Source organism: Plantactinospora sp. WMMB782 (assembly GCF_049179135.1).
Taxonomy (GTDB): Bacteria; Actinomycetota; Actinomycetes; order Mycobacteriales; family Micromonosporaceae; genus Plantactinospora.
In genome coordinates this window covers 4510063-4532604 of sequence record NZ_JBMHMC010000007.1, presented here as the reverse complement: position 1 = coordinate 4532604, position 22542 = coordinate 4510063, and the positions used below count along the sequence as shown (strand labels likewise).

Annotated in this window: 14 protein-coding genes and 2 pseudogenes; 3 read left to right on the top strand and 13 right to left on the bottom strand. The window is 68.0% G+C overall.

What is annotated here, in order from left to right:
* Window positions 1-41: 41 nt before the first annotated feature.
* Together ACN28A_RS22570 and ACN28A_RS22565 are read right to left on the bottom strand one after the other, a co-directional pair.
* A pseudogene (locus tag ACN28A_RS22570) lies at window positions 42-116 on the bottom strand (hypothetical protein); the annotation flags it as partial.
* A 2291-nt stretch (window positions 117-2407) separates the two neighbouring features.
* Window positions 2408-3157 (bottom strand): annotated as a pseudogene (locus tag ACN28A_RS22565) (DEAD/DEAH box helicase); the annotation flags it as partial.
* Window positions 3158-3384: 227 nt separating this feature from the next.
* Here ACN28A_RS22565 and ACN28A_RS22560 point away from each other — a divergent pair.
* Window positions 3385-4794, top strand: coding sequence for a CBS domain-containing protein (locus tag ACN28A_RS22560; protein WP_421397732.1), 1410 nt, complete (start codon window positions 3385-3387; stop codon window positions 4792-4794).
* Window positions 4795-4819: 25 nt separating this feature from the next.
* Here ACN28A_RS22560 and ACN28A_RS22555 read toward each other — a convergent pair whose 3' ends face one another.
* The 9 genes from ACN28A_RS22555 to ACN28A_RS22515 form a co-directional block, all read right to left on the bottom strand.
* Window positions 4820-5386 (bottom strand): hypothetical protein, encoded by a 567-nt coding sequence (locus ACN28A_RS22555; RefSeq protein WP_421397730.1) that lies wholly within the window; start codon window positions 5384-5386, stop codon window positions 4820-4822.
* On the bottom strand, window positions 5379-5762 hold the full coding sequence (locus ACN28A_RS22550; protein ID WP_421397728.1) for a YbaB/EbfC family nucleoid-associated protein: 384 nt from the start codon (window positions 5760-5762) through the stop codon (window positions 5379-5381). The genes ACN28A_RS22555 and ACN28A_RS22550 overlap by 8 nt, the downstream gene beginning before the upstream one ends.
* A gap of 8 nt (window positions 5763-5770) precedes the next feature.
* Window positions 5771-6430: a WXG100 family type VII secretion target gene (locus ACN28A_RS22545; RefSeq protein WP_421397727.1), complete on the bottom strand. Its 660-nt coding sequence runs from the start codon at window positions 6428-6430 to the stop codon at window positions 5771-5773.
* Complete coding sequence (locus ACN28A_RS22540) at window positions 6427-6741, bottom strand: hypothetical protein (protein ID WP_421397725.1); 315 nt, start codon at window positions 6739-6741, stop codon at window positions 6427-6429. Before ACN28A_RS22540 ends, ACN28A_RS22545 begins: the two co-directional genes overlap by 4 nt.
* A gap of 585 nt (window positions 6742-7326) precedes the next feature.
* Complete coding sequence (locus ACN28A_RS22535) at window positions 7327-7761, bottom strand: hypothetical protein (protein ID WP_421397722.1); 435 nt, start codon at window positions 7759-7761, stop codon at window positions 7327-7329.
* Window positions 7762-7841: 80 nt separating this feature from the next.
* Window positions 7842-9476 carry an alpha/beta hydrolase gene (locus ACN28A_RS22530; RefSeq protein WP_421397720.1) on the bottom strand — a complete coding sequence of 545 codons (1635 nt, stop codon included), beginning with the start codon at window positions 9474-9476 and terminating at the stop codon, window positions 7842-7844.
* Window positions 9473-9769 carry a hypothetical protein gene (locus tag ACN28A_RS22525; protein ID WP_421397718.1) on the bottom strand — a complete coding sequence of 99 codons (297 nt, stop codon included), beginning with the start codon at window positions 9767-9769 and terminating at the stop codon, window positions 9473-9475. Before ACN28A_RS22525 ends, ACN28A_RS22530 begins: the two co-directional genes overlap by 4 nt.
* Before the next feature lie 92 nt (window positions 9770-9861).
* Complete coding sequence (locus ACN28A_RS22520; RefSeq protein ID WP_421397715.1) at window positions 9862-12075, bottom strand: hypothetical protein; 2214 nt, start codon at window positions 12073-12075, stop codon at window positions 9862-9864.
* A complete protein-coding gene (locus tag ACN28A_RS22515) occupies window positions 12075-12407 on the bottom strand; it encodes a DivIVA domain-containing protein (RefSeq protein WP_421397713.1) in 333 nt (110 codons plus the stop codon). The genes ACN28A_RS22520 and ACN28A_RS22515 overlap by 1 nt, the downstream gene beginning before the upstream one ends.
* A gap of 359 nt (window positions 12408-12766) precedes the next feature.
* On the opposite strand from ACN28A_RS22515, the gene ACN28A_RS22510 reads away from it, so the two are divergent.
* A complete protein-coding gene (locus tag ACN28A_RS22510; protein WP_331207227.1) occupies window positions 12767-12988 on the top strand; it encodes a winged helix-turn-helix domain-containing protein in 222 nt (73 codons plus the stop codon).
* Window positions 12989-13316: 328 nt separating this feature from the next.
* Window positions 13317-14699 carry a toll/interleukin-1 receptor domain-containing protein gene (locus tag ACN28A_RS22505; protein WP_421397711.1) on the top strand — a complete coding sequence of 461 codons (1383 nt, stop codon included), beginning with the start codon at window positions 13317-13319 and terminating at the stop codon, window positions 14697-14699.
* A 20-nt stretch (window positions 14700-14719) separates the two neighbouring features.
* On the opposite strand, the gene ACN28A_RS22500 is transcribed toward ACN28A_RS22505, so the two are convergent.
* The gene (locus tag ACN28A_RS22500; protein ID WP_421397708.1) at window positions 14720-19660 is read right to left on the bottom strand and encodes a class I SAM-dependent DNA methyltransferase; all 4941 of its coding nucleotides are present in this window, start codon (window positions 19658-19660) and stop codon (window positions 14720-14722) included.
* Window positions 19657-22485, bottom strand: a complete 2829-nt coding sequence (locus ACN28A_RS22495; RefSeq protein ID WP_421397706.1) for a helicase-related protein — start codon at window positions 22483-22485, stop codon at window positions 19657-19659. Before ACN28A_RS22495 ends, ACN28A_RS22500 begins: the two co-directional genes overlap by 4 nt.
* Window positions 22486-22542 lie beyond the last annotated feature (57 nt).

The following is a 22542-nucleotide window of genomic DNA, read 5'->3' as shown; positions in this document are numbered from 1 at the left end:
GCCCGCTGGACGTAGTTCGCCGGCCCGGTCGGCAGCGACGCCAGCACCACCGCGGAAAGTGCCCCGATGTCGATCCCCATCTCCAGCGTCGGGGTGCAGGAGAGCACGTTCGGGTCGGTGTACCGGTCACCGGTGCGGAAGCGCTCCTCGACGGTCTCCCGCTGTCCCGGGTGAGCATGCCGGTGTGTTCACCGGTGACCACCCGGAACACCGGACTCTCCAGGTAGAGCCGCCGGTAGTAGTCGTCCGGCGCGGTCTCGTCCGGCGCGGGCCGCAGCCGCCCGCCGCACCGGTACTGCCGGCACGGCTGCCCGATCCAGTCGGTCACCCGGTCCGGGTGCTCGGTCTGCTGCCAGTGGCAGGTGTCGCAGCCGACCCCGGCCAGCACGGCGGAGGTGTCGTCCAGCAGTGTCACCCGGAGGTGGCCGGGCAGCAGTCCGTACACCCGGTTGCCGTCCTCGGTGTCCCGGGCCGCGACGATGCCGGCGGCGGCCAGCGCCGGAAGCAGCCGGGCGAGATATCCGGCGGCGCCCGCCTGGTCCAGGCCGAGACAGCGGCCGACCCAGTCCTGGTACCAGTTGCCCTTCGCGGTGACCGCGTCGAACTCGGAGCGCGGCTTCGGGGTGTCGAGCAGGAACGCCGGCCCGGAGAGCCCGCGCGGGAACGCCGGCAGCCCTTCCGGGCGACCGCCCCAGATCTGCCAGCGGGCGCCGCCGCGCCGCAGGTAGGGCACCAGCCACTCGTGGTAGACCGCTCCCCGGGTGCGCAGCCGCTCCAGCAGCCCGCGCAGGAGCGCGAGATAACGGGCCTCGTCCGGCAGCGGGCCGTCGGGCCCGGCAGGCCCGGTCAGGTGTACGTCCCGGCACAGCGCCGCCGCCCCGGCCGGGTCGTCGAGCAGCACCTCGACCGCGACGGTACGGGTCAACTCCAGGGTTCGGCCCTGCCGGGCCCGCAGCCCGGTCTCCAGTACGGCGGCGAAGGCGAGCCGCTCGGCGACGAGTGTCCACGCCTTCCGGTCCCGGAGGTTGTCCCCGGCCAGCAGGCCGTCGACGCCCGGCTGGTCGTGCAGGTCTGGCGGGACGACGGTGCAGAGGATCTCCGGCTCGACGGCCGCGCCGACCATGTCCACGATCAGCTCGTCCAGCCCGACCGACTCGCCGGGACGGAGTTGGCTGGCCAGCAGCGAGCGCAGCGAGAACGCGTACGACCGGTTGGCGACGAAGCCGGCCCGGTGTGCGGCGTCCTGCACCGAGTCGTTGAAGAGCAACGTCCTGCGTTCGGCGCCGGTCAGTTCCCCGCCGGTGAAGAGTTGGGTGATCGCCACCGAGGCGAGGGTGGCCAGGCCGGCGCCGAGGTAGCGGATGCCGTGGTCGAGTTCGCAGGAGGGGCAGCGGTCCTTCTCGGCGGCGTCGAGCCCGAGCAGGTCGCCGAGGACGACGACCGACTCGTCGCCGAGCCTTCCGGCGCGGTCCCGGGTCGGGTCGAACGGCCGGACCCGGCGGCCGTACTCCAGCACCAGCAGACCCCGGTCGCGGTGCTGGATCTCGTCGGCGGTGGCGGCGACGAACGCCCGGACCCGGCGTTTGTCCCGACCGACGGAGCCCCGGTAGATGCGGTCCGGGTCGATCTCCAGCTCCTGCGGGTCCTTCTCGGGCGAGAGCGCCGCCCAGCCGGAGCGCCCGCAGTGCCGGCAGTAGATCGCGGGAAGTCGCCGGTAGCGGGTGTCCGCCACCACCTGGTCGACCTCCGGCGCGAACGGGTCGGCGTCCCGCTCCGGCTCGCCGTACCAGCCGAAGGTGGTCTCGGGGCCGACGCCGCGCAGCAGCCGGGAGACCGCGCGCACCCAGAGGTGGGTCTCGATGTTGAGCAGCGGGCGGCCCGGCGCGTCCGGGTTCTCGGCGCGGGCGAGCAGGCCGACGAACCGGGCCAGCGCCTGCGCGGTGACCTCGGGTCGGGTCTTCATCGCGCTGCCCCAACCGGTGGCGTTCTTGCGCGGCAGCACCTCGATGACCTCGGCGAGGGTTCGCGGCTCGGTGCCGAGCGCGTCGAGCACCGCCTTGGTCAGCGGATGCCGGCGCAGCAGCGCGCCGAGCTGCGCCGGATCGGCCGGCACCCTGCCCAGCAACAGTTCGGCCACCCGGTCGGTGAGCCGCCCGGAGTCGCGCCCGTCGAGCGCGGTGATCTCCTCCGGATCGGGCAGCGGCAGGTCGAAGTCCTGCTCGGCGAGGAACTCGGCCGGCTCGTAGCGGTCCTCGCCGATCAGGGCCTCCGGCGCGAACGGCACTCCGAAGACCTGCTCGGCGACCTCCCGGATCGCGGCCCGGCCGTCCCGGGCGCCGCCGGAGCCGAGGGTCGCGGAGGTGGCCACCGGGCAGATCGGCCCGAGCGGGCGGTCCGGGGTCGACCGGCCGAGCGCGGCGGCGAGCCGCCGCAGCAGGATGGCGACGTCCGTGCCCTGGGCGCCGTCGTAGGTGTGGAACTCGTCGAGTACGACGTACGCCGGCTCGGCGCCCTCCCAGAGCGGCAGGTCGTCGGCGCGTTGCAACAGCAGGTCGAGCATCTTGTAGTTGGTGATCAGGATGTCCGGCGGGGTACGCCGCATCTCGGAGCGTTTGGTGAGCACCCGGGGATACTCGACGGCGGCGACGTCGCCGATGTAGAGGCCGGCGGTGACCTGGTGCAGTACGGGATTCTCGACAAGCAGGTCGTTGAGTCGCTTGGTCTGGTCGGTGGCGAGCGCGTTCATCGGATAGAGCAGGATCGCCTTGACGCCCGGCCCCTGCTGCCGTCGTATCCGCTGGCAGTGGTCGAGCAGCGGGATCAGGAACGCCTCGGTCTTGCCGGAGCCGGTGCCGGTGGTGATCAGGGTCGGTTCGGCCGCCTTGCCCAGTGTGGACAGTCGGCGGAACGCCCTCGCCTGGTGCAGGTACGGCGTGAAGCCGGCCGGTGCCCATTCCAGCGCGGACCGCCAGTCGGCGGTGGCCGGCCGGAACGGGGTACGGATTCGCAGGTACGGGCCGCGGAAAATACCCTGCTCGGGGTGGGTGAGGAACGCTTCCAGGCCACGCCGGACCGGCTCGTCGGTCAGTCCGAAGGTGGTGGTGAGGTATTGGGTGAGCGTCCTGCGAAGGGTGTCGGCGGCGATCGTCGGCTTCATGAGCAACTCACCGCAGGCATGCTACTCGTCTATGTCTAGCGTGTTCTGTCGTGATTGCGTCTACCTTAGATGGACGATCGGTGGCGGTATGGCTACTATCGGCCCCCTCCGGGTCGCCCCGCCGCGCGAACTCTCGACGCACCAGCCGATCTTCCTTGAACTTCCTTCGCCACCGTCAGTAGTATTCCAGCCCCCTACCGTGTTCGTCTCCTGGAGCGGCATTCCTCATGTCCCTGAGCCCCGCCTCGTCTCGGACCCGCCGAGAGATCCTGATCAACGGTCGTCGGGTGCGCCTCTCCGACCTGTTGGAGGCCGGGCTGCTCAAGCCGGGTCAGGAACTCTACTTCCAGCAGCGGCTCGGTGAGAGACCCCACGAGGCGACAGTGATCGAGCCGGGACGGCTCAGGTTGCCCGACGGTCGGGAGTTCGGCACGCCGTCCGCCGCCGGGAGTGCCGCCAGCGGGCTGGTCGCCGTGCCCGGGTGGGAAGCCTGGCGGGTCGGCAGAGGCGGCCCGACGCTGCATGAGCTGCGCCAGCGGCTGCTGGAGTCGGTCGCGAACGACCCGGTCCCGCAGGACAGCGCCACCGGGGAGGAGCCAGACCAGGAAGCAGCCCGGGAACGGTTCGTCCGTCTGGACCTCGCGCGCCAGAAGGCCAAGGCCGGCGAGCCGGAAACCATGACCGTACGCCAGTTGCTCCGCTGGTGGGGTCACGAGGACCGGGATCGGGACGTCATCCGGCAGATCGACGGCGACCTGGCGAACCACAGTCTGACCACGGCGCCCGACTTCCGGGCGGTCAGCCTCGACCGGACGATCCGCCTGATCACCCCGCCGGAACCGGCTACCGAGGTCCAGCCCGGCTCCTCGATCCCGGATGACTCGAGTTCACTTCAGGCCGACCGGGTAGAGGAGAGCGAAGCCGAGATCGGGTTGACGCTCGGCAACCTGCTCTCCGGAGAGGACACCCTCGTCTCCGTATCGCCGTCGGCATCGCTGGAAGAAGCGATCACGGCCATGCTGCTGAACGACTTCTCGCAGCTCGCGGTGCTGACCAACCCGTACACGCTGCATGGCGCGGTGAGCTGGAAGTCGATTGCCCAGGCCCAGCACGCCGACCCGAACGCTTCGTTCAGCAGCATGATCGTGCCGGCTCAGGTCTTCGACTACGACGCACGGCTGCTGCGGGCGCTCGACACGCTCCGACGGGAGGAGTTCATCTTCGTCCGCGACTTCGACCGGAAAATCTCTGGCATCATCACCGCCGCTGACGTGGTGGACAAGTACGACGAGACGGCGACGCCGTTCCTGCTGATCGGCGAGGTCGACCAGGAGCTGCGCCGGTTGATCCAGGCCACCTTCGACGTCGAGACGGTGCGGGAGGTGTGCGCCGCCGCCGGCCAGACCTTCAGGTCGTTCGCCGCGATGACGATGGGCAACTACCAGGCGGTGCTGGACAACCCAGCCTGCTGGGAGCGGCTCGGCTGGCCGCTGCACCGGCGGGTCTTCATCAGCCGACTCGATCACCTGCGAAAGGTGCGCAACGGCGTGATGCACTTCAACCCCGACCCGGTGAAGCCAGCCGACGTGCACAAGCTTCGACACTTCCTGGACCTGATCCGAACCTTCAACAAGTGAGGGGTACGACTTCCGGCACGGACGGTCAGCCGACCGGCGCGCGCTCGGCGGCAATTCGAGCCAGTATGTCGATGGCTTCCCGCGCGGAGTAGTTCGACAGCCAGGTGCTCACCCCGAACGTCGCCCGGTCAGCCCTATGCTGGTCGGGCGGGCGCAGCGTGGCAGGCAGGTCCTTCACCCGGACCACAAGCGTCCAGGATCCACCGGAGATCCCCGTACGACTGGTCTGGATCGCGAAAATCGACTCGACGTGATCCCACGGCACCCGGACCGCGAAGGCGTCCGTACCGGCACGACTCCGTGCCCGCACCCAGACCCCGCCCGGGTCGGCGGCGAGCCAGATTCCGGTCACCCTGGAGATGACGCGCAGGATTGCGAATAGCACCACGATCAGGAAGGGCAGGACCAGGACCAGCAGCGTCCACGGCACCCCGGACGGACTGACGGCCGGGATGCACAGCGGCGACAGAATGCCCAGCCACACGACGGGTTGCAGAGCCAGCACCCACACGAGCGCCCTGCGACGCAGGGCGAACGGGTGGTCCTCGTCCGGGATGCTCGGTGCGCTCCGGAAGACCTCGTCGTCAGCCACCGAACAACTCACGGGAGAGCCGGCCGAGCACGGCCGGTCCGTCCCGGCCGTCCAGGGCACCGGGGTCGATGCTGAGACCGGTGATCCGTTGGTACTCCGCCTGGGCGGTCCGGCTGAACTCGGCCTGCGCCTCGGCGATCAGCGCCAGGACCGTCTGGGCGATGGCCCGACCGTCACCCCGGCGGAGGGCCGAGTCGGCGATGTGGAGGTCCACCACCTCCCGGTCGGGACCGATCGTGACCTCGACCGACCGATCGTCACTCTGTCGCGTCACCCGGAGCCGCGAGACGGCGTCACCGGCCTCCAGGATGCGGGCCCGGGTCGCCTCGAAGTTGTGCACCATCTCGTCGAGTCGGGCGGCAAGGTCGTCACGCACAACTGCTCCTAGGTGTTCGGATCCGCGGTCTTCGGGGTCCACCCCGCCGAGCGGCCGTCGATGCTGGGCAGCGCGTCGACGGGAGAGGTGGAGTGCCGGCCCTTGCCGTCGAGCGTGCTCTCGTGCTTCGCCAGCAGCTCGACGCGTGGCCTCGCCATGGACAGGTAGGTGATGACTCCGGAGGCGAGTCCGCCGATCAGCCCGAGCAACGAGACAACGATGTTGCCGGCTCCGACCAGGCTCGCCACGCTCAGGACCAGGCCGACGGCGGTCAGCACCGCACCGACCATCTCCAGCCAGGTGAGTTCGATTCCGTCCGCCACCATCACGAGCGCGCCGCCGACGATCGGAATGCTGTCGGCCTCCTGGTGCAGCGCCGCCCTGACCTCGCCGAGATAGCGTTCGTACGCCTCGCTGGCGGTGCCCTGCCAGCGGTCTTCGACAGTACGCAGGAACTCGTCCACCAGCCGCTCGGCGTGGTTGTTCAGCGCCGCTGAAGTCGGCGAGGAGGTGGGGCTGATACCCCAGACCTCGGTGGCCGCACGCCGGAGTTCGTCCGTGTCGACGAACTGCTGGAACTCCTTCAGCATCGCGACAGGGTCGTCGACGCCGACCAGCCGGGCGACCCCGCTGAGGACGTATGCCGCCTCCGGCAGTGCGAGGGTCATCGGCCAGCCGCCCCGGCCCGGCCGGCAGCTCCCCGGTCGCTGCGGTCGTACTCGTCGGCCGCCTCGCCGAGCAGGCGACCAGCTTCCCGGACGGCGTCCCGGATGCGTCGCAGTCGCCACTCCGTTCCGGACTGCGCGTCAGTGTAGGCGTCCCGAAAGGCGCGGAGCTCGTCGGCCATGAGGTGAAGCCATCCGGTACGGCTGCTGAAAGCCTCGATCGGGATCGTGGCCGGCCCTCCGATGGCGAACCTCTCCTGTAACGGCTTGAGATCATCCGCAACCTGATCGAGATGGTTCGCGTAGTTGCGCATGACATCCGTGTCGGTACCGAATCCGTCTGGATTCAACATTCCAGATTCCTCCCCGCTATCCCGCGCCCGACGATAGCAGTCAATCTACTGATCAAGCCCATCCGCGCGCTTCAGCCTGCTCGCCGTCAGGGGAACTGACCTGGAGCTGATCGCGCAGACGACGGAGTTCGGACATTTGTCGGATGTCGAAGTCGATCATTTTCGTACGACGCTCTGACGCCTCCAATCGACCGGAGGGCGACGTGGAATACCGGATGGGCAGACATGTGGCGGTCACTGCCGCGCGTCCCTCCTGGTATGTCGACTTCACTGACGAGCACCCGCAGATCGATCAACGCATCCAGTCTGTAGTTCCTCGGCGCTCTCAAGGCCGTGGCCCAGTTCGTCGGGCGAGCGTGCCGGTTCCTCGTCCGAGCACTTGACCTGGAATTCCCGGAGACACGATCGGTGTACATCAGGGCCGAGGAGTCCGTTGTCGGCTCCGTGCCGATCACCGCGCTCTTCATCACCGGCAAGACCGAGGCCGCGCCCAGACCACCCCGGGAGGCCCTACAGGCTCAGGTGCCGCCAGCCGTCCAGCCTTCCCTACTGCGGGTTCGGCGTGCCGTTGCGCCAGATGCAGGGTGAGGTGGCGGAGAGGGTGAACTCGTAGGAGGCGCCCCGGTCGTAGCGTCGGACGGAGACGAGATATCCGTCGGCGTTCTCGACGGTGTAGCGGGGGTCGGGTCGGTCCCGCAGGTCGTGCCTGACCTCGAAGCCCTGCTGCTGCCAGTACGCGACAAGCGGCGGTATGACCTGGTCGGTCTTCCATGCGCCGAAGCTCTCGGACGAGACGACCCAGTGGCGGTGCTCGACGATGATCCGGCCGGCGGGACCGTTGTCGGTGGGATCGTCGCAGGCAGCCTCGTTGCTGCGGTAGTCGTCCTTGAGGGTGGTGCCGGCGGGCAGTTGCGCGTACGCGTCCTGGATCAGTTTCTCCACCCGCTCGATGGCGGTGGCTTGGGTCTCGGTGGGCTGCAAGCTCTCTTCCTTCCCCCCGCACGCGGCGAGAGCCAGGCTCATCGCCGTAACCATCACGGCCGACACGGCTCGTCTCATGTTCATGTCAACTTCTCAGTCTGGCCGGTGGCAACGAACGCGATGCTGTCACGGGAGACGTTTCCCTCGTCCCAGTATTTGGAGTGGGTCGCGGCCTCGTCGTCGGGGTCGCCGGGGTTGCTGGCGAAGACGTTGGCGCCGAAGTCGTCCCGGGTGGGATCGTTGCCGTGGATGATGTCCCAGTCGGGGATCCGGGCGATCATGTCGTGTTCGGCCCGGGTGGCGTACACCTGGCTGGGATGCACGCCGGTCAGCTCGTTGGCGTGGTTGACGTCGACTCCCGGCGACCCGACGAAGACGAGCGCGTCCGCGTTGATGCTGCTGCTCATCGCACCGTGACCGATCACCGTGGAGCCGTAGCTGTGCCCGAGCACGGTGTTGCGGGATGGAGTCTCGCCCTCGTGGGTCACGCGCAGCCCGGTCTGGAATCCCCCGAGGTCCTTGCCACCGTCCTCGGCGAATCCGCTCTGGCCGGCCTGCGGGATGCTGTTCGGGGCGTCGTAGCCGAGCCAGAACACCGCCGCGGTCGTCGCCGAGCGGTCGGCGGCGTTCGCGTCCAGGGCCATCCGGTTGGTCCGCTCGATGTCGCCGCCGACCTTGGACAGCTCGCTGCCGGTGCCGGGAACGTACGTCAGGACGTTGTCGGCCAGGTCGGGGTTGCCGACCGACACGATCGCCTTACCGTCGCCCTCGGTGGACACCCCCAGCAGGTACGCCCGAGGCTGGTTCGGATCCTCCAGCCGGCTGTTGATCGCGTCCAGGCCCCGGAGCTTGCCCTCCAGCTCGGATCGCTGGTCGGCCAGCCGCATCAGCTCGGCCTCCGCGGCGGTCACCGGGTCGCTGGCGTCGGGATACAGCTCCCAGATGCGGCCCTGCTCGCGCATGCTGCGGATGAGCTCTTCCCGGCTCTTCGTCTGGTCGAGGCTGGCCTGGGCGGTCTCCTGCGCATGGTCGAGCGCGAGCCGGTTGGCGATGTCGCGGCTGGCGGCCGGCACCCCGTCGAGCCAGCCGATCTGCTCGAAATTGTTCATGAGCAGATAGCGCTGTTGTTCCGGTGTGAGGGAGTCCCACCAACGTTTGACGGCGGCCGGGTCGGTGCCCCGGGCTGGGATGCTCTTCGGGTCGACGAAGGCTGCCGGCGTGCCCGCGGCCGTCGCGGTGTTCTGGGCGAGGACGCCGGCCAGCCGGCCGTCCAGTTCGGCCGCGCGTTGCAGGATGCCGTCGCGGACGTGCACGACCGAGTTCATGCTCTGCGCGGTGGAGGCGTTGGCGGAACCCGGGTTCATGCTGACCGTGCCGTCGGCGGCGACCGTGATGCCGACCCGCTGCGCGTCCGCGACCAGCTCCTGCGCCTGACCCTTCAGCTCCGAGATGCCGTCGGCCCACTCGGCCAGGGCCTGCGCGATCGTCGACATCGGCACGTACGCGTTGTCCAGCTCGCCGCGCATCCCGTTCAGGTGCTTCGCGGCGGACTCCGACGCCGGCCCGGTCGGCCATACCTCCGGCAGCTTCCGGGAGCTGGCGGCCATTGCGTCGGCCTGGTCCTCAAGGGTGGCGGCGAGCTTGTCCCAGATGGGCGCCGCCTGCCGGACCGGCCCGACGTCGGCGGCGAGCAGCGCCTGCCAGGTGACGCTCATCGGCCACCGTGCCGGCCCGAGGCCCGCTCGTCCGCCGCCTGGTATAGGTCGGCCGCCGTCACCAGCGACTGGCCAGTCTCGTTGACCCGCTTGGCCAGGCCGCGGAGATAGTCCGACCATCCGGTGGCGGACCGGTCCGCCTGGGCCAGCAGTGCCCAGGGTGAGCCTTTCGCTCCCGCCGGGGCCAACTGCGGCACCGCCTCGGACACCGTACGTGTCAACGTGTCGCCCTGCTGCCCGACCCGAGTCCCCAGATTGCGCAGCTCAGGCGGGTTGACCTCAAACTGGCTCATGTCACTCCATGCGCCGATCCCCGAAAGCACGAATGCTATCAATCTTCCGCCACTGTCGGTGTCCTCTTGATCAACAGGTCGTGATCAACTGGTCAGAGACCGAGGGTGCCGAGGGCGGCGGCGAGGGTGGCTGCGGTGGCGAGCTGGCGCACGTCGCCGCGTTCACGGAGCCAGATTTGGCAGGTGACGCCGTCGTAGTGCACGGCGACGGGGTGCCCGGGGTGGTGGCGGGCGAGTCGGCGGAGTAGTGGGATCGGGTCGTCAACGACGATCGGGACCGGGGTCTGCGGCACCGGGATCTGCTGGTCGGGGTCGACGGGGACGTTGCCGGCGATGGCGAGTTCGAGATATTCGAGGCAGTGCGCGCTCGCGGCTTCCGGGGTGGAACAGGTGGGCGGGTCGGCCGGTGCGGGCAGTCGGCCGAGGGTGTCGATTGTGACGTCCCAGCTCTCGCCCTGGATGAGGCGCAAATCGCCGGCATTGCGGATGTGGTCGACGAGGGTGATCGTGACCGTCAGGCGGAGCCCGAGGACGAGCCGGACCAGGTCGGCCAGTGGTGGCACGTCGGGCCGGCGGGCCAGCACGAGGAGCCGGCCACCGGGTCGACCCCGGGCGGCCCAGCGCAGATACTCGGTCAGCGGGTCGGCGTCGGGCCGGTGCAGGGTGACGGTGCCGTCCCGGAGACTGTGGTCGAGGCTGCCGCCGCCGTCGAGTTCGACCAGGTCCTCCGGGCGTACGCCGAAGTGGTCGGCCCAGCCGGCGAGCCGGAAGTGGTCGGGAAGCTGGTGCAGCGGCTTGCCGCCGGGGTGGGTTGCCACGTGCGGCGCCGGCACCTGTCGGCCGGTCCGCCAGGTCTCCTCCCCCACCGGCCGGACCCGGCCGTCGCCGCCGGGTCCGGCGCTATCGGACTGGTGTTCGGCGGGGTCGTCCTGCCAGGCGAACTCACCGGTACGCCAGCCGGCGGCGTCGTAGCGCCAACTGAGGTGTACGACCCGGCCGGCGAGGTCGGTGATCGTGATCGCCGCCTCGGCGTGGAGTCGGCGGCTGCCCCGGCAGGTGAAGCAGCGCAGCAGCGACGGGCTGCGCCCGGAGCCGGCACACTTCGGGCAGTCGGGGTCGGCGCGGTCGGTGCCGAGTCGACAGTCGCAGCGGCGGAGTCGACTGTGCGGGTCGCAGTCGGGGCAGTCGACGTACGGGATGGGCGAGTCCTGCCACGACGGTGCCGGCGGCTGCCAGCCCCGGCACAGCTTCGTCGCACGCCGGCTGTAGATCTGCCCGGTCGACCACTCGGTGAGGGTTTCGGTGGTCCCGGCGGTACGCAGGCTGGTGTGCCACCAGCGGCCGTCCCGCCAGATCGCCTGCGCCCCGGCGGTCGGGTCGCCGGTGGCCAGGTCGAGACAGTCGGCGAGGATCCGCCGTTCGAGCTGGTCCAGGTCGATCGTGGGTGGGTCGGGTGGCGGCTGCCCGAGGGTGACATGGTGGGCCGGTGCGCTCTGGCCGCGCTCATCCAGCCCGTCGCAGGCGTCGAGGATTGTCGTGGTGCTGATCGCGGTGGTCAGGTCGTCGGCGTAGCCCCGGGCCTCGGACGGCACCGGCCCACCCGGCACCTCGAAGCGGATCGCCCAGGTCAGCCCGGCCGTGGCGATCAGGCGGCGGGCCTCGACCACCAGGTCCAGGCAGAGCAGGTCGGCGAGTCGGCAGAGCCGGCCCAGCTCGGCCGCCGCGTGCCGGGGCGGCGCGACCGTTGACCGGCCGAGGTAGAGCCGCCACGCGTCGGTGCTCTCCCCGGCGATCGCCTCCGCCTCCAGTGCCGCGCGGACCGACGCCGAGTGCTCCGGCCGCCAGGCGCGGGGCAGGAAGACGGGCGGGCCGTCCGGATCACCGGGCTGGCGGACGTCCGTCCACGAGCCTTCGCCGACACCGACGGCGGCGGCCAGGTCGCGGAGCAGCGGGGCGAGCGGCAGATGCCAGCTCCCACCGCCGTCGCCGGGCCACGGCGCCGGTTCCACTACCCCGGGTACGACGTTCGCCGAGGCCACCGCCCCGGTGTCCAGGTTTGCCATCGTGAGGACGAGTTGGGCGCGGCGCCGGCCGGTCTGCGCGCAGTCGAAGCAAGGGCGGCCGACCGTGCCGACCCCCTGACACTCCAGACAGTCCTGGTACGCCTCACCCGCCGACCGCCGGGCCGGCTCGCTGTCGCTGTCGTCGACCAGGAGACGGTTGCCGCCGTAGGTGCAGCGGCACAGGTCGAGGGTGAAGGAGAGGCCGTCACACGAGCGGCACTGCACCACCGGAGGTCCGGCCATCAGCGCCGCGCCAACCCGTGCGCCGCCGACACCTGCCGGGACTGCCACCGCCGCAACGCGTCCTTGATCCGGGCGTTCTGCGCCCGGACGCCGGCCAATTCGGCGTACGCCCTGGCGAGGTCGGCGGCGACCTGGTCAAGGAACTCGGTCACCTCGTCCGGATCGACTCCCCGCCGACCGAAGCCGACCGGGGTGAACCGGCGCAGCCGGACCTGCGACGGCAGCAACGGGCGGTACGCCACCGACCGGTACAGGTACGCCGAGCCGAGTCGCCGTAGCGGGTACCGCTCCCGTCCCTCCTGTCGGAACAACCAGCGGAGCAGAGCATGCATGATCTCTCACCAGCCTCTCGGAGAACAGGACGCGGGTGGGTGGCCCCGGCCCGACACTCCGGTGCGCTCACTCCAGGCCGGGGCCACCCCGCCCCACCGCCGCAGGCGCGGCAACACGTACGGCGGCAGGGCGTGGCTCAGGGCTGGCACGGCCAGCAGGGAGAGATCGCTAACCGTGCCAGCAGGGATGCCCAACCGGAGGGCCGGTTGCCTACCAGGCTTTCCGTTGCCAGGCGTCCCGCAAAGGGAACTTACAATGCAAAGCATGTGAGGACAAGCACTAATCATGCAAAGCAGGCGAAGTCTTGAGGCGTCGTTGGCGATCATGAGAAGATGCAGGGGCCTACCAGGAAGTTGCCATGCCCCGAATCTCAGATCGCCAGCGCATCGCACAGGACATCCGCGACAAGATCGCGTCGGGCGAGTACAAGCCCGGCGACAAGCTGCCGTCGCTCCGCGAGCTGATCGCGATCTACAACGTGTCCGCCGAACCCGTCCGCTCAGCCTTGCTAATCCTGCAAGCGGAGGGGCTCCTGGAAGGCCACCAGGGCAAGGGCGTCTTCGTGACCGAGCCGAAGTAGGGATTGCCACGATCTCTTGACGAGCCGACGACGAGCCAATGACAGCTTCCTGGTCGAGGTTGGCTCGCTCGCCGAGCAGTAGAGCAAAGAGTGCGATCAGCGCCCCCCAGCAAGCAGGCGGCCTAAGTTGACCTTGAGTGACCCGCCGGAGTCTGACTTTGACATTTTCGAACTTTTTGGCAGTAATGGATGGCTGCCGTGCCATATTTGACTGTCTATCATCCGACTACATGCGGTATTGATCGATCGTTGGATCATCGGCATGATACTCGGTTGGCATAGACAAAGGCTAAGAGTGGGACGTCGAGTTTAGCGATTTGGCGAGGGTATGGGGTCTGACTTCTTCATCAGCTACACGAGTGTGGATGATCCCTGGGCGCAGTGGATCGCCGTTGAGTTGGAAGCTGCCGGCTACTCCACGGTGCTACAAGCTTGGGACTTCACCCCGGGCACTGATTTCCTGCACGAGATGCACAAGGCAGCCAAGTCAGCGCAGCGGACGGTTGCGGTGCTGTCCCCTGACTACTTCGGCTCGGCGTTCAGCGAGGCAGAGTGGCGGGCGGCGTTCGCTAAGGATCCCAGTGGAGAGCTAGGGCTGCTGGTGCCAGTACGAGTACGAGATTGTGAGCCGCCCGGATTGTTGGCAACTCGAGTGTGGGTGGACCTCGTCGGGGCACGCGAGCCAGAGGCCCGCGACCGGCTCCTGACCGGTGTAGACCGCAACCGGCCGCGACCGACCTCGGCTGTCTTTCCCGGCGAGCAGCCGCCATCGGGCAGTGTGGACCAGTCCCGCGCACCATTTCCCGGGCCGCGTGACGATCCGGTAGCAGGAGCTTCGGCGCCCCAGCGACCCGCTAGCCCCAGAGCCATCCTTTTAGCGCTAGCACTAACTGCCGCATTAGCAGTATCTTGCTGCTCTAGCGTCCTGAAGGATACGCCTGAAGTAAAATCGTCTTTTCCTGTTGAAAACGGCATCCGCCCCGCAGGCGCAAATGACGAGGAAGTTCTCAACACCACAATCGCCACCCTCCAGGCATGCAGTCAGGTCAAAGCTCTCAGCCCCGTGCACTGCCCACAATCCGTGGATGACAAGATAACAAGCGATGTCGAGGACGTGCAATGGCGCCTTCACGGCGACCCAAAAGACGGAGCCCTTATTCGTTACAACGGAGAAGAGGGACGATTTCATGTCTTAGGCACAGCCGTAATGACGGTGTCGTACAAGGAGATGCGAGGACTGCCCAGGCTCAAACTTAGAGTTGTGCATTATTGGGCTAGAGTGGAATGGGCTGACAGTCGCGCAAAGGTCATCGAGATCCGCAGGTTCGACGACTCCCCTAAGCCATCGACCGCGAAGCGGAACCCGAATTTGTCAGAGGATGCACTGCGCGCGCTTGTACGAGCCGCCTTTGAACGCTGCGCCTCAGTGAAATCTTCCCCCATGCCGCCTGAATGCCCGACCGGCAAGGCTCCCGTTACGAGCGACAGAGCCATTTGGACCCTCAAGGGTAATCCGACCATCAACGCACAAGCCACATTCGACCCACCTTCCGGCCTAATCCATGTTGTGGGGAACTACACATTGACGGTTGAATACAACGCCTTCCTCATTGGCCACACGTCTCAGCAGGAAGGCGGCGAGTACGACGCCACGATCTCGGTGGACAACTCGAAGCCCGTCGTGCTACGAATTCAGAGAAAAGAAAGTTAACTTCTCCCTCTACCAAATCCTTAAGTTTGTTCCGCGAGCCGCCGAGCAAACTTAGTGTGCGCCTGCTCGTACTCCCTCTCGCGATCTGCCCGGTAGAACGGAAGCTTGTACCCATCAGGCACCGGATTGCGGTCCGGATCCTCAAGATGCGCCATCAGATGCTCGTACGAACCCTGCCGTTGCCCCACCCCTCGGGCGTAGTAATCACGTGTAATCCGTCGTCCCGTAGAATCGAACCACATCGCCGATTCATAGCCCGCAAGGACCGAGAAACGCGCGCGATACATAGAGAGCAGCTCGTCGAGTTGAATTCCGAGGAAAACCGCAACCAGGGCGTCTATTTCCACAAGCGCCGCCCGTCGGGCACGCTCTGTCCTCAGCGGTGTACCGCGTTCCCAAACCGGAGCCACATTTCCAAGATCCTGAGCTTCCGGCAGGGATTCCCACTCCATAGCCCAACGCTCCCGCTGCCAAACTGGGCTGAATAGTTCGCTCCACAGCGGAGCGTAAGCAGAAGTAAGACAGTTCAGTCGCAGCGCCCGAAGCAATAGGGCCACAGCAAGGGGATGATCCGGGTCAGGAATGGGCATGGCATTCGCCTCCGATACGTCCAGATGGCCCCTTCCGGAGATTCGCAGCAGGTAATCCAGGGGTAGAGAGGCCCAAAACCCAGCGTTAAGGGCGGTCTCCCGGTTGGACCCGAACGCCATCGAGCGAACTCCATGGACGTGCGTGGGTCCTGGAGGTATCAACGCAGCAAACAAGCTTCGCTCGGTGCTCAAGGGCACCATTTCTCGCCAGGCAATTCGGAAATACGAAGTATAACTGGCAGACCTCCACAAGCTCTTTGCGCCGTCGTATGTCGCGATATCCGTCGCACGCCGGTAGTTGGTTCGTGGGACCGCAGTTGAACTCATAGCAGGCAGATAGAATGCCTCGTAATCTTTGTTGCTTTTACAAGGCATATTTGGATGCTTTGCAAGTGGGTTGGCAACATTCAAGTGAGGTCCTTGCAGGACAACTTCGCCCCAGTCACCAGGGTCCGAGGTGTCCCAGCGTATCAACCCGACATCCTTGGCACCCTTTTCATGAAGCCCGGAGCTGATCATTGGCGCGGCATCTACGACGCGTCGTTCGACTTTGCCAAGCGCAAAGATAGCTTTCTGTTCGGCAACCGTCACGGGATATATAAGCTGCGTCATCTCAAGTGGTGCGTCTGAGCCGAGAAAAGATTTCCAAATAGCAAGGGTCTCGACAGTCACTGTCAGCACCCGCCCAAGATGCGGGCGCAAATCCCAGGACCCCTCATACTTCATCCCTGGAAGGTCTCCATCCCCGCTATGCTCCAGCGATTCCGCGAGAGTTTCGGTCGCATAGAGCCAACTCAAATGCTTGAACGAAACAGTCCCGCGATCACACCCATAGAGATGAATGCCGAACTGCTTGTTCCAGTCCACCTCGGGAAACAAAAGGCGCATGTTTTGAAAGTGGGCATGGAGGCGAAGGTGGTTATAGGCGACCGATCGGAGTCGACCTTCCTTGACTCCACCAAAATGGGAGTCTGGATGGATGAGAGCGCCGATCCCTGACGGGCTAAGGTTAGACCACACTCGGCACATGAACGCTCGATAGTAGTCCGGCTGCGTTCCAGCCAGAAGCTGATATGCAGCGGGAGAGGTCAGAAATGCTACTGTTCCCAACGTCGCGATTAGTTCGTTTAGGTAGAAGGGATCGTTGGCTAGCGCAAGGGCACTTCTTCGGGTTTGCCAAAACGACGGCACAACCTTGTCCACGAGAGCAAACCAGGGATCCCGTTCAGCAAGAACAAGGCTCTCCAGCCACCTAGGCCGCACCCATGGCGGGTTGCCGACCTGAAGGTCGAAGCCGCCCTTGCCGAACGCCTGGGCGAAGGTCAGTTCCCAGTGAAAGAAGCCCTGCTGGTCTGCGATCCGTTCGGCGGCGAGCAGCCAGGGAAAGCGCTCGGCGAGAGTCCAGGGCGAGTCGACCCCGATCAGAGCGTCGAGGCTGCCCTCGAAGTCGTCCATCTCAGCCAGACTGTCGAATTTCCGGCCCCAGAACCGCTCGGTGTCCTCATCCATGTCCCGTCGGCCGACAAGCGCCTCGGCAAAGGTCAGCCAGTCGTCCAGGCTGGCCAGCGCCACCTGCTGACGGAGCTGCTCGGCAACCGTCACCCGGCGTGTTCCGGTCGGCCGAACAGGCATCTTCAACTGCTGCGACTCCACCTGGCCGAAGATGTCCGCAACCTCGTAGACCGCCGGTTCGCAGTAGGCCGGCTCCTCCCGAACATGAGTGACCTCGACCGGCGTAGCCGGGTACGCCGCCGAGTCGGAGCCATCGAGCAGGCCGACCTTGTCTAACGGCCAGAACCAGAGCGAACACCAGACGTCCATCAGGGTCTTCAGCCGCCAGTACGGCGTGCCGTGTGCGGTCAGGTCGGCCAGAATCTTGTCCCTGGTCACCGCCTCGGTCACCTCGGGCAGGTCGTCAGCGCCCCAGACCTTGATGTCCCGGCGGATCTCCCGTTCAGAGATGGCCAGTCGGTCCTGCACCAGCTTCCACAGGAACTCGACCCGCCCCGCCAGCGCCTGCAACCGCGCCACCTGCGACGGCTGCTTCTTCGTCCCCTTGGCCGACGGCACGCGCTTCATCGCCGTACGCCATCGTTTTAGCTTTTCGGTTTCGGCCGGCGCCAGCTCGCGGGCCTCCTTCTCACCCGCGACCGCGCCCCACCCGTCGGCCGGGAGCAGGAAGTGGTGGATGGTCCCCGGCTGGATCGCCCCGTCCCGGAACGGCCGGTCCTCCGGCGCCGTGTTCAGCCACGACTTGTCGGCGAGCTGCTCCGGTCGATAGAGCCGCCGCCCGCCGCCGATGAGCGAGTTGCCCCGCTTGAGGTGCAGCCCGAACCACGGCGCCTGCAACCCGACATGCATCACGTTCAGCCACAACGAAACCTCGGCCAGCTCGACCGCGGTCCGGTTCAGGTCGACGCCATAGCAGTTGTGCAGCGCGATGTACGCCTTCACCCGCTGCAACTCCAGGTGATAGTCCTCCGGTTCGAGGGCGGTCTCCAGCTCCTCCTGGCGCCGCCGCAGGTATTCGGCGGCCACCTGGTTGATCGCCTCGTTCAGGAAGGCGCCGGAGCCGAGCGCCGGCTCGCAGATCGTCCAGTCCAGCAGGTCCCGGGCGCGCAGCCCTTCCCCAGCTTCCTCGATCCGATACTTCAGCGCGAGCTGGACGGTGACCTCGGTCAACGACTGCGGCGTGTAGTAGGAGGCGCTGGTCTGCCGGTCCCGCCCGGCGAGCCGATAGACGAACGACCCCGGCTCGTACGGGATCCGGCTCTTCGCCCCGGTGACCGGGTTTTCCTTCAACACGAAGACGTCGTCGTCGTAGTCGTCCACCTTCGACTCGGGGATCATCCACGAGCCGTCCTTCGGGTCGCCGTGCTTCGCCACCTCATACAGTCGCTCGGTGGCGACGAATCCGGTGTACGACATCAGCCCCTCGTAGACCGCGCCGAGCTGGTTGATCCCCAACTGGGCGTACGAGATGAAGCCGCCACGCTTCCGCTTGCCGCCCTTGGTGATCATCAGTCGGCGCAGCACCTGATAGAGGGTGCGGTTGCGCAGCCGGGTGTCCAGCTTCGGCGCGTCCGGGCCGTCGAGGTCGTCCGGGTCGTCGTCCTCGTCGCTGCCCGGCTGCGGGATCTGCCGGCCGATCAGCTTGATCGCCTCCGGCAGGAACAGGTCCGACCGCATCGGCTCGAACCGCAGCCCCACGTCCTCACTCGTCTGCTCGCCGACCTCCTCGCCCGCCCCGCGCGGCCGGTGGCCCTCGTTGACCATCCGGCAGAGCAGGTCCAGCGACTCGTAGAGGTGGAAACCCTCCTCGGCCGAGGGCGGCAGCCGCCGCGAGATCAGGTCACCGAGCCGGGCCAGGCTGTAGCCGGAGACGTACTCCGGATCGTTCACCGGCAGCACCCCCAGCTCGGGCCGGGCCTCGGCATAGAGCAGGAAGAGGATCCGATAGAGATAGCGCAGCGCCTCCCGCCCCAGGTCCCGGGCCAGCTCGTCCAGGTCGGCGACCTGCTCCGGCCGGTAGCCGGCCTCGCGGATCCGGTCCAGCACCTCGTTGGCGATCAGCTCGACCGAGGTACGCAACCCTTCCCGCAGCTCGCCGCTGACCCCGACCGCGTGCTGCCGGGAGCCGGCGACCAGCTCGGCCAGCGGCTCGCTGCCGCCCTCGGCGGGCGGGCGTAGCGAGTCCGCGCCGAAGAGCGCCGCGACGACGTCCAGCTCCCGTTCGTCGTTCCGGCCGTACGCCACGTCGAGGCTGACCGCAAGGTAACGCCCCTCGCCCCAGACGCTCCGGTCGGCGAGGGTGATCACCCCACCGCTCATGATCAGCACGTATCGCGGCGGGTCCTCGGCGGCGAAGAGCCAGGAGGCGAGCTTGGCCCCGGTCTCAAGTCGCTCCCCGCCGGCCAGCTCCACCGGGTCGAGCAGCCGGCCCGCCTCGGTCGGGTCCTGGGCGGCGTCGGTGTCGACCGCCCAGCCGCAGTCCAGCGCGACGATGCCGTGCCCGGCACCACCCGGCAGCTCGGCGTGCGCGACCGGGATCTGCTGCTCCTGCCCGGCCCGCTCCACCGTGATCGTCTGCCGCTGCGGGTCGCCGAATCCGAGCACCTTCAACAACTCGAAGTGCAGCTTGCGCAGCCGTTCCGGGTCGAAAAGCTCCGGGTCGGCCAGCTCGATCTTCCGGTCGAAGTAGTCGCGCCGGAAGCCGCGCAGCCCGGCCCTCGGCGTCACCCGCCCGCCGCGCTCCTGCTCCGACCAGCGGGTCACCAGCCCTTCCCGACCCTTGAGGGTGCTCGGCAGCACCTCGGCCAGGTAGTGCGCGGAAAGATACTCGCCCCGGTTGGTAAGCGACTCGAAACTCATGCCACACCCTCCGCACTTCCCGCGGCGTCGTCGACGAGGACGGCGAGCACCCGCAGCAGCGGCTCGCCGACGGTTTCCAACCGGGCGACCAGGTCGGTCTGCTCCCGTACGGTGCGGTGCACCCGCTGCCGGCGGCGCTCCCGCTGGGCCGGCGCCAACTCGCCGAAAAGGCTGTCCTGCTCGAACCGCTCCAGCTTGCGGCGGTGCTCGCGCAGCGGCGCGGCGATCTCGGCGTCCCACTCGGCCCGCCGGGCGGCCAGGTCGACCCGGGCCGCCGAGACGGCGGCCGGGACCAGCGCTTCGAGGCGGTCGAGTGGGATCCGCCGGCCCGGGTTCGCCATGTTCGGCCCGACCTTCGCGTCGGCAAGCGCGTCGAGCATCGGGCCGACCCGGGGCGCGTCCGGCAGCCCGGAGACCGCCATCCACTCCACCACCGTCGGCTGGCCGAGCCGGTTGCACCAGACGCCCTGAACCAGGAAAACCGGTTCGGGTACGGCTGCCGTCAGCACCAGCGCCTGCTGCCGGCCGAGCCGGGACAGCACCTTGTCGACAAGCCACTCCACCATCGGATGTACGTCACTGAGAAAGGCGATCTCCGGCCAGGTCGCCTTCGACAACTCCCGGGCCTCGTCCAGTTTCCGCTGCGCGAGGCGCCGGTCGAAGGTCACCTTCAACCGCAGCTCCTCCCCCTCGGCGTGCGCCCGCAGATAGGACCGGGGCAGGTCACCGAGCCGCTGCACCAGGTCGGCCGGGGCGAGGAACGACATCAGCTCGTCCTCCCGGCGCAGCCCGATCCGGTCGTCGGGCCGGTCGTCGTAGATCTCGGCCAGCGCGGTGTCCACGAAGTCGCTCGTGGCGGCAAAGAGCTTCGGCACCTGCACCCGCTTCGGCTCGGCACCGACCGGCGCCTCCCCCACCGCCGCCATCAGGTCGGCGAGCACGTCCACCTCGGCCGCAGCGGCGGCGTAGGGATCATCCGCCGTCTTGCCTTCCAGCAGGGCCCGGACCAGCCGGTCCTCCTCCAGCCTGGCGTCGTACTGGCCGGTCATCGCCTCCACACTGCCGAGACTGCGGTGTGCCGCCTCCTCGCGGTCGAGCAGCTTCTCCGCCACCGTCCGGTCGTCCTTGGCATCCTTGACGTTCGAGGTGAGCAGCAGCGCCCGGAACTGCGGCTCGTGCCGCTGGCCGTACCTGTCGATCCGGCCGTTGCGCTGCTCGATCCGGATCAGGCTCCACGGGATGTCGTAGTGCACCAGGTGGTGACACTGCTGGTGCAGGTTGACCCCCTCCGAGGCGACGTCGCCGGTGAAGAGCAGCCGCACGCCGCTGCCGGCCAGCTCGAACTCCTGCAACACCTGCTGCTCCTCGGCGTCGGTCAGCCCGCCGTGCAGCACACGTACCGCCGAGGGTTTCAGGCCGAGCCGGCGCGGCACCACCTCGGCCAGCCACTTCAACGTCGGCACCCGCTCGGAGAAGACCACCGCCCGGACCGGGCTGCCCGGCCCGACCCCGACCTCGTCCCGCAGCACCTCGACCAGCCGGGCCAGCTTGCTGGAGTCGTCGTCGGTCATCGCCGCCGTCAGCTCCGCGAGCCGGTCCAGCGCCGCCCGCTCCCGACCCACCGCCTTCGCCGCCCGGCTCCGGACCGTCGCCGCCAGCGCCACGTGCGAGGAGAGAAACGACTTCAACAGGGTGTACGGGAAGAGCCGCTCCTGCCCCCGGATCGGCCCGTCGGTCCACTCGCCGGCCAGCCACACCCCGGTCAGCTCGGCGAAGATCCGCTCCTCGGCGGCACCAGCCGGACAGTGCAGTGCCTGGGACGGTCCGCGGTCGGCCCAGCGGTTGCCGATCTGGTCCCGTACCTCCGGGCTGATCTTCGTCCGCCGCAGGTAGAGATGCGCGATGTCCTCGGCCGAATAGTTGTCCGGGTCGGCGATCGCCGCCGGGTCGAGCAGCGAGATCAGCTCGGCGAAGGACCGCTTGTCCCCGTTGTGCGGGGTGGCGCTGGCCAGCAGCAGCGCGTCGGTCCGGGCGGCGAGCCGGCGGGCCAGCTCGTTGCGCTGGGTCCCCTTGTTGATCAGGTTGTGCGACTCGTCGATCACCACCGCGTCCCACTCGATCGCGTCCAGATGGTGGCCGAACTGCCCGGCATCCTTGAGGGTGTCGACCGAGATGATCGCCCGCTTGAAATAGGTGAACGGATTCCGCCCGGCTGGGATCTCCTGCTGGATCCGCTGGATCCCGGTCGAGTCCAACCGGACCAGCGGGATCGCGAACCGGGTCCACAACTCGCGCTGGAACTGCTCCAACACCTGCTGCGGCGACACCACCAGAATCCGGTCACCCCGACCCCGCCGGATCAACTCCGCCAGGATCAACCCGATCTCCAGCGTCTTGCCGAGCCCGACCACGTCCGCCAGCAGGATCCGTGGCCGCAGCCCGGCCAACGCCAACTCCGCCGGCCGCTGCTGATAGGTCAACGGATCGAGCAGGAACCGGTCGGTCAACGCCAGCCCGCGCTCCGACTGCGGCAACGGGGTACGCCGGAGCACCGCCTCCAGGAACAGCCGGCTGCGCCGGAACCGTGCCGAGGTGTCCTGGACGAGCCTGGTCTCCTCCGGCACCATCGCCCGGATCGTCTCCAGGCCGGTGAAGAACGTCGCCTCGACGTCCTGGACGAACTCGGAAACCCCGACAGCCTTCACCAGCACGCCGTCCCGGACCGGTCTGGCTGTCCGGACCAACCATTCCTCGTCCCGGACCAGGATGCGCGAACCAGGTGCGTACTGCGGGATGGCTGCCGAAGCAGCGGGCGGCGACGTCATGGGGTGGTGGCGTCCTTCGCGGGAGGGGTCTTCGGTTGTCGAGGGAGTTCAGGGCCC

What these genes read in the sequence shown, in the direction of transcription:
- ACN28A_RS22515 (WP_421397713.1), bottom strand. Translation starts at nt 12,407, where the DNA reads ATGCATGCTCTGCTCCGCTGGTTGTTCCGACAGGAGGGACGGGAGCGG.
- ACN28A_RS22540 (WP_421397725.1), bottom strand. Translation starts at nt 6,741, where the DNA reads ATGCGCAACTACGCGAACCATCTCGATCAGGTTGCGGATGATCTCAAG.
- ACN28A_RS22500 (WP_421397708.1), bottom strand. Translation starts at nt 19,660, where the DNA reads ATGAGTTTCGAGTCGCTTACCAACCGGGGCGAGTATCTTTCCGCGCAC.
- ACN28A_RS22525 (WP_421397718.1), bottom strand. Translation starts at nt 9,769, where the DNA reads ATGAGCCAGTTTGAGGTCAACCCGCCTGAGCTGCGCAATCTGGGGACT.
- ACN28A_RS22545 (WP_421397727.1), bottom strand. Translation starts at nt 6,430, where the DNA reads ATGACCCTCGCACTGCCGGAGGCGGCATACGTCCTCAGCGGGGTCGCC.
- ACN28A_RS22560 (WP_421397732.1), top strand. Translation starts at nt 3,385, where the DNA reads ATGTCCCTGAGCCCCGCCTCGTCTCGGACCCGCCGAGAGATCCTGATC.
- ACN28A_RS22495 (WP_421397706.1), bottom strand. Translation starts at nt 22,485, where the DNA reads ATGACGTCGCCGCCCGCTGCTTCGGCAGCCATCCCGCAGTACGCACCT.
- ACN28A_RS22505 (WP_421397711.1), top strand. Translation starts at nt 13,317, where the DNA reads ATGGGGTCTGACTTCTTCATCAGCTACACGAGTGTGGATGATCCCTGG.
- ACN28A_RS22510 (WP_331207227.1), top strand. Translation starts at nt 12,767, where the DNA reads ATGCCCCGAATCTCAGATCGCCAGCGCATCGCACAGGACATCCGCGAC.
- ACN28A_RS22520 (WP_421397715.1), bottom strand. Translation starts at nt 12,075, where the DNA reads ATGGCCGGACCTCCGGTGGTGCAGTGCCGCTCGTGTGACGGCCTCTCC.
- ACN28A_RS22530 (WP_421397720.1), bottom strand. Translation starts at nt 9,476, where the DNA reads ATGAGCGTCACCTGGCAGGCGCTGCTCGCCGCCGACGTCGGGCCGGTC.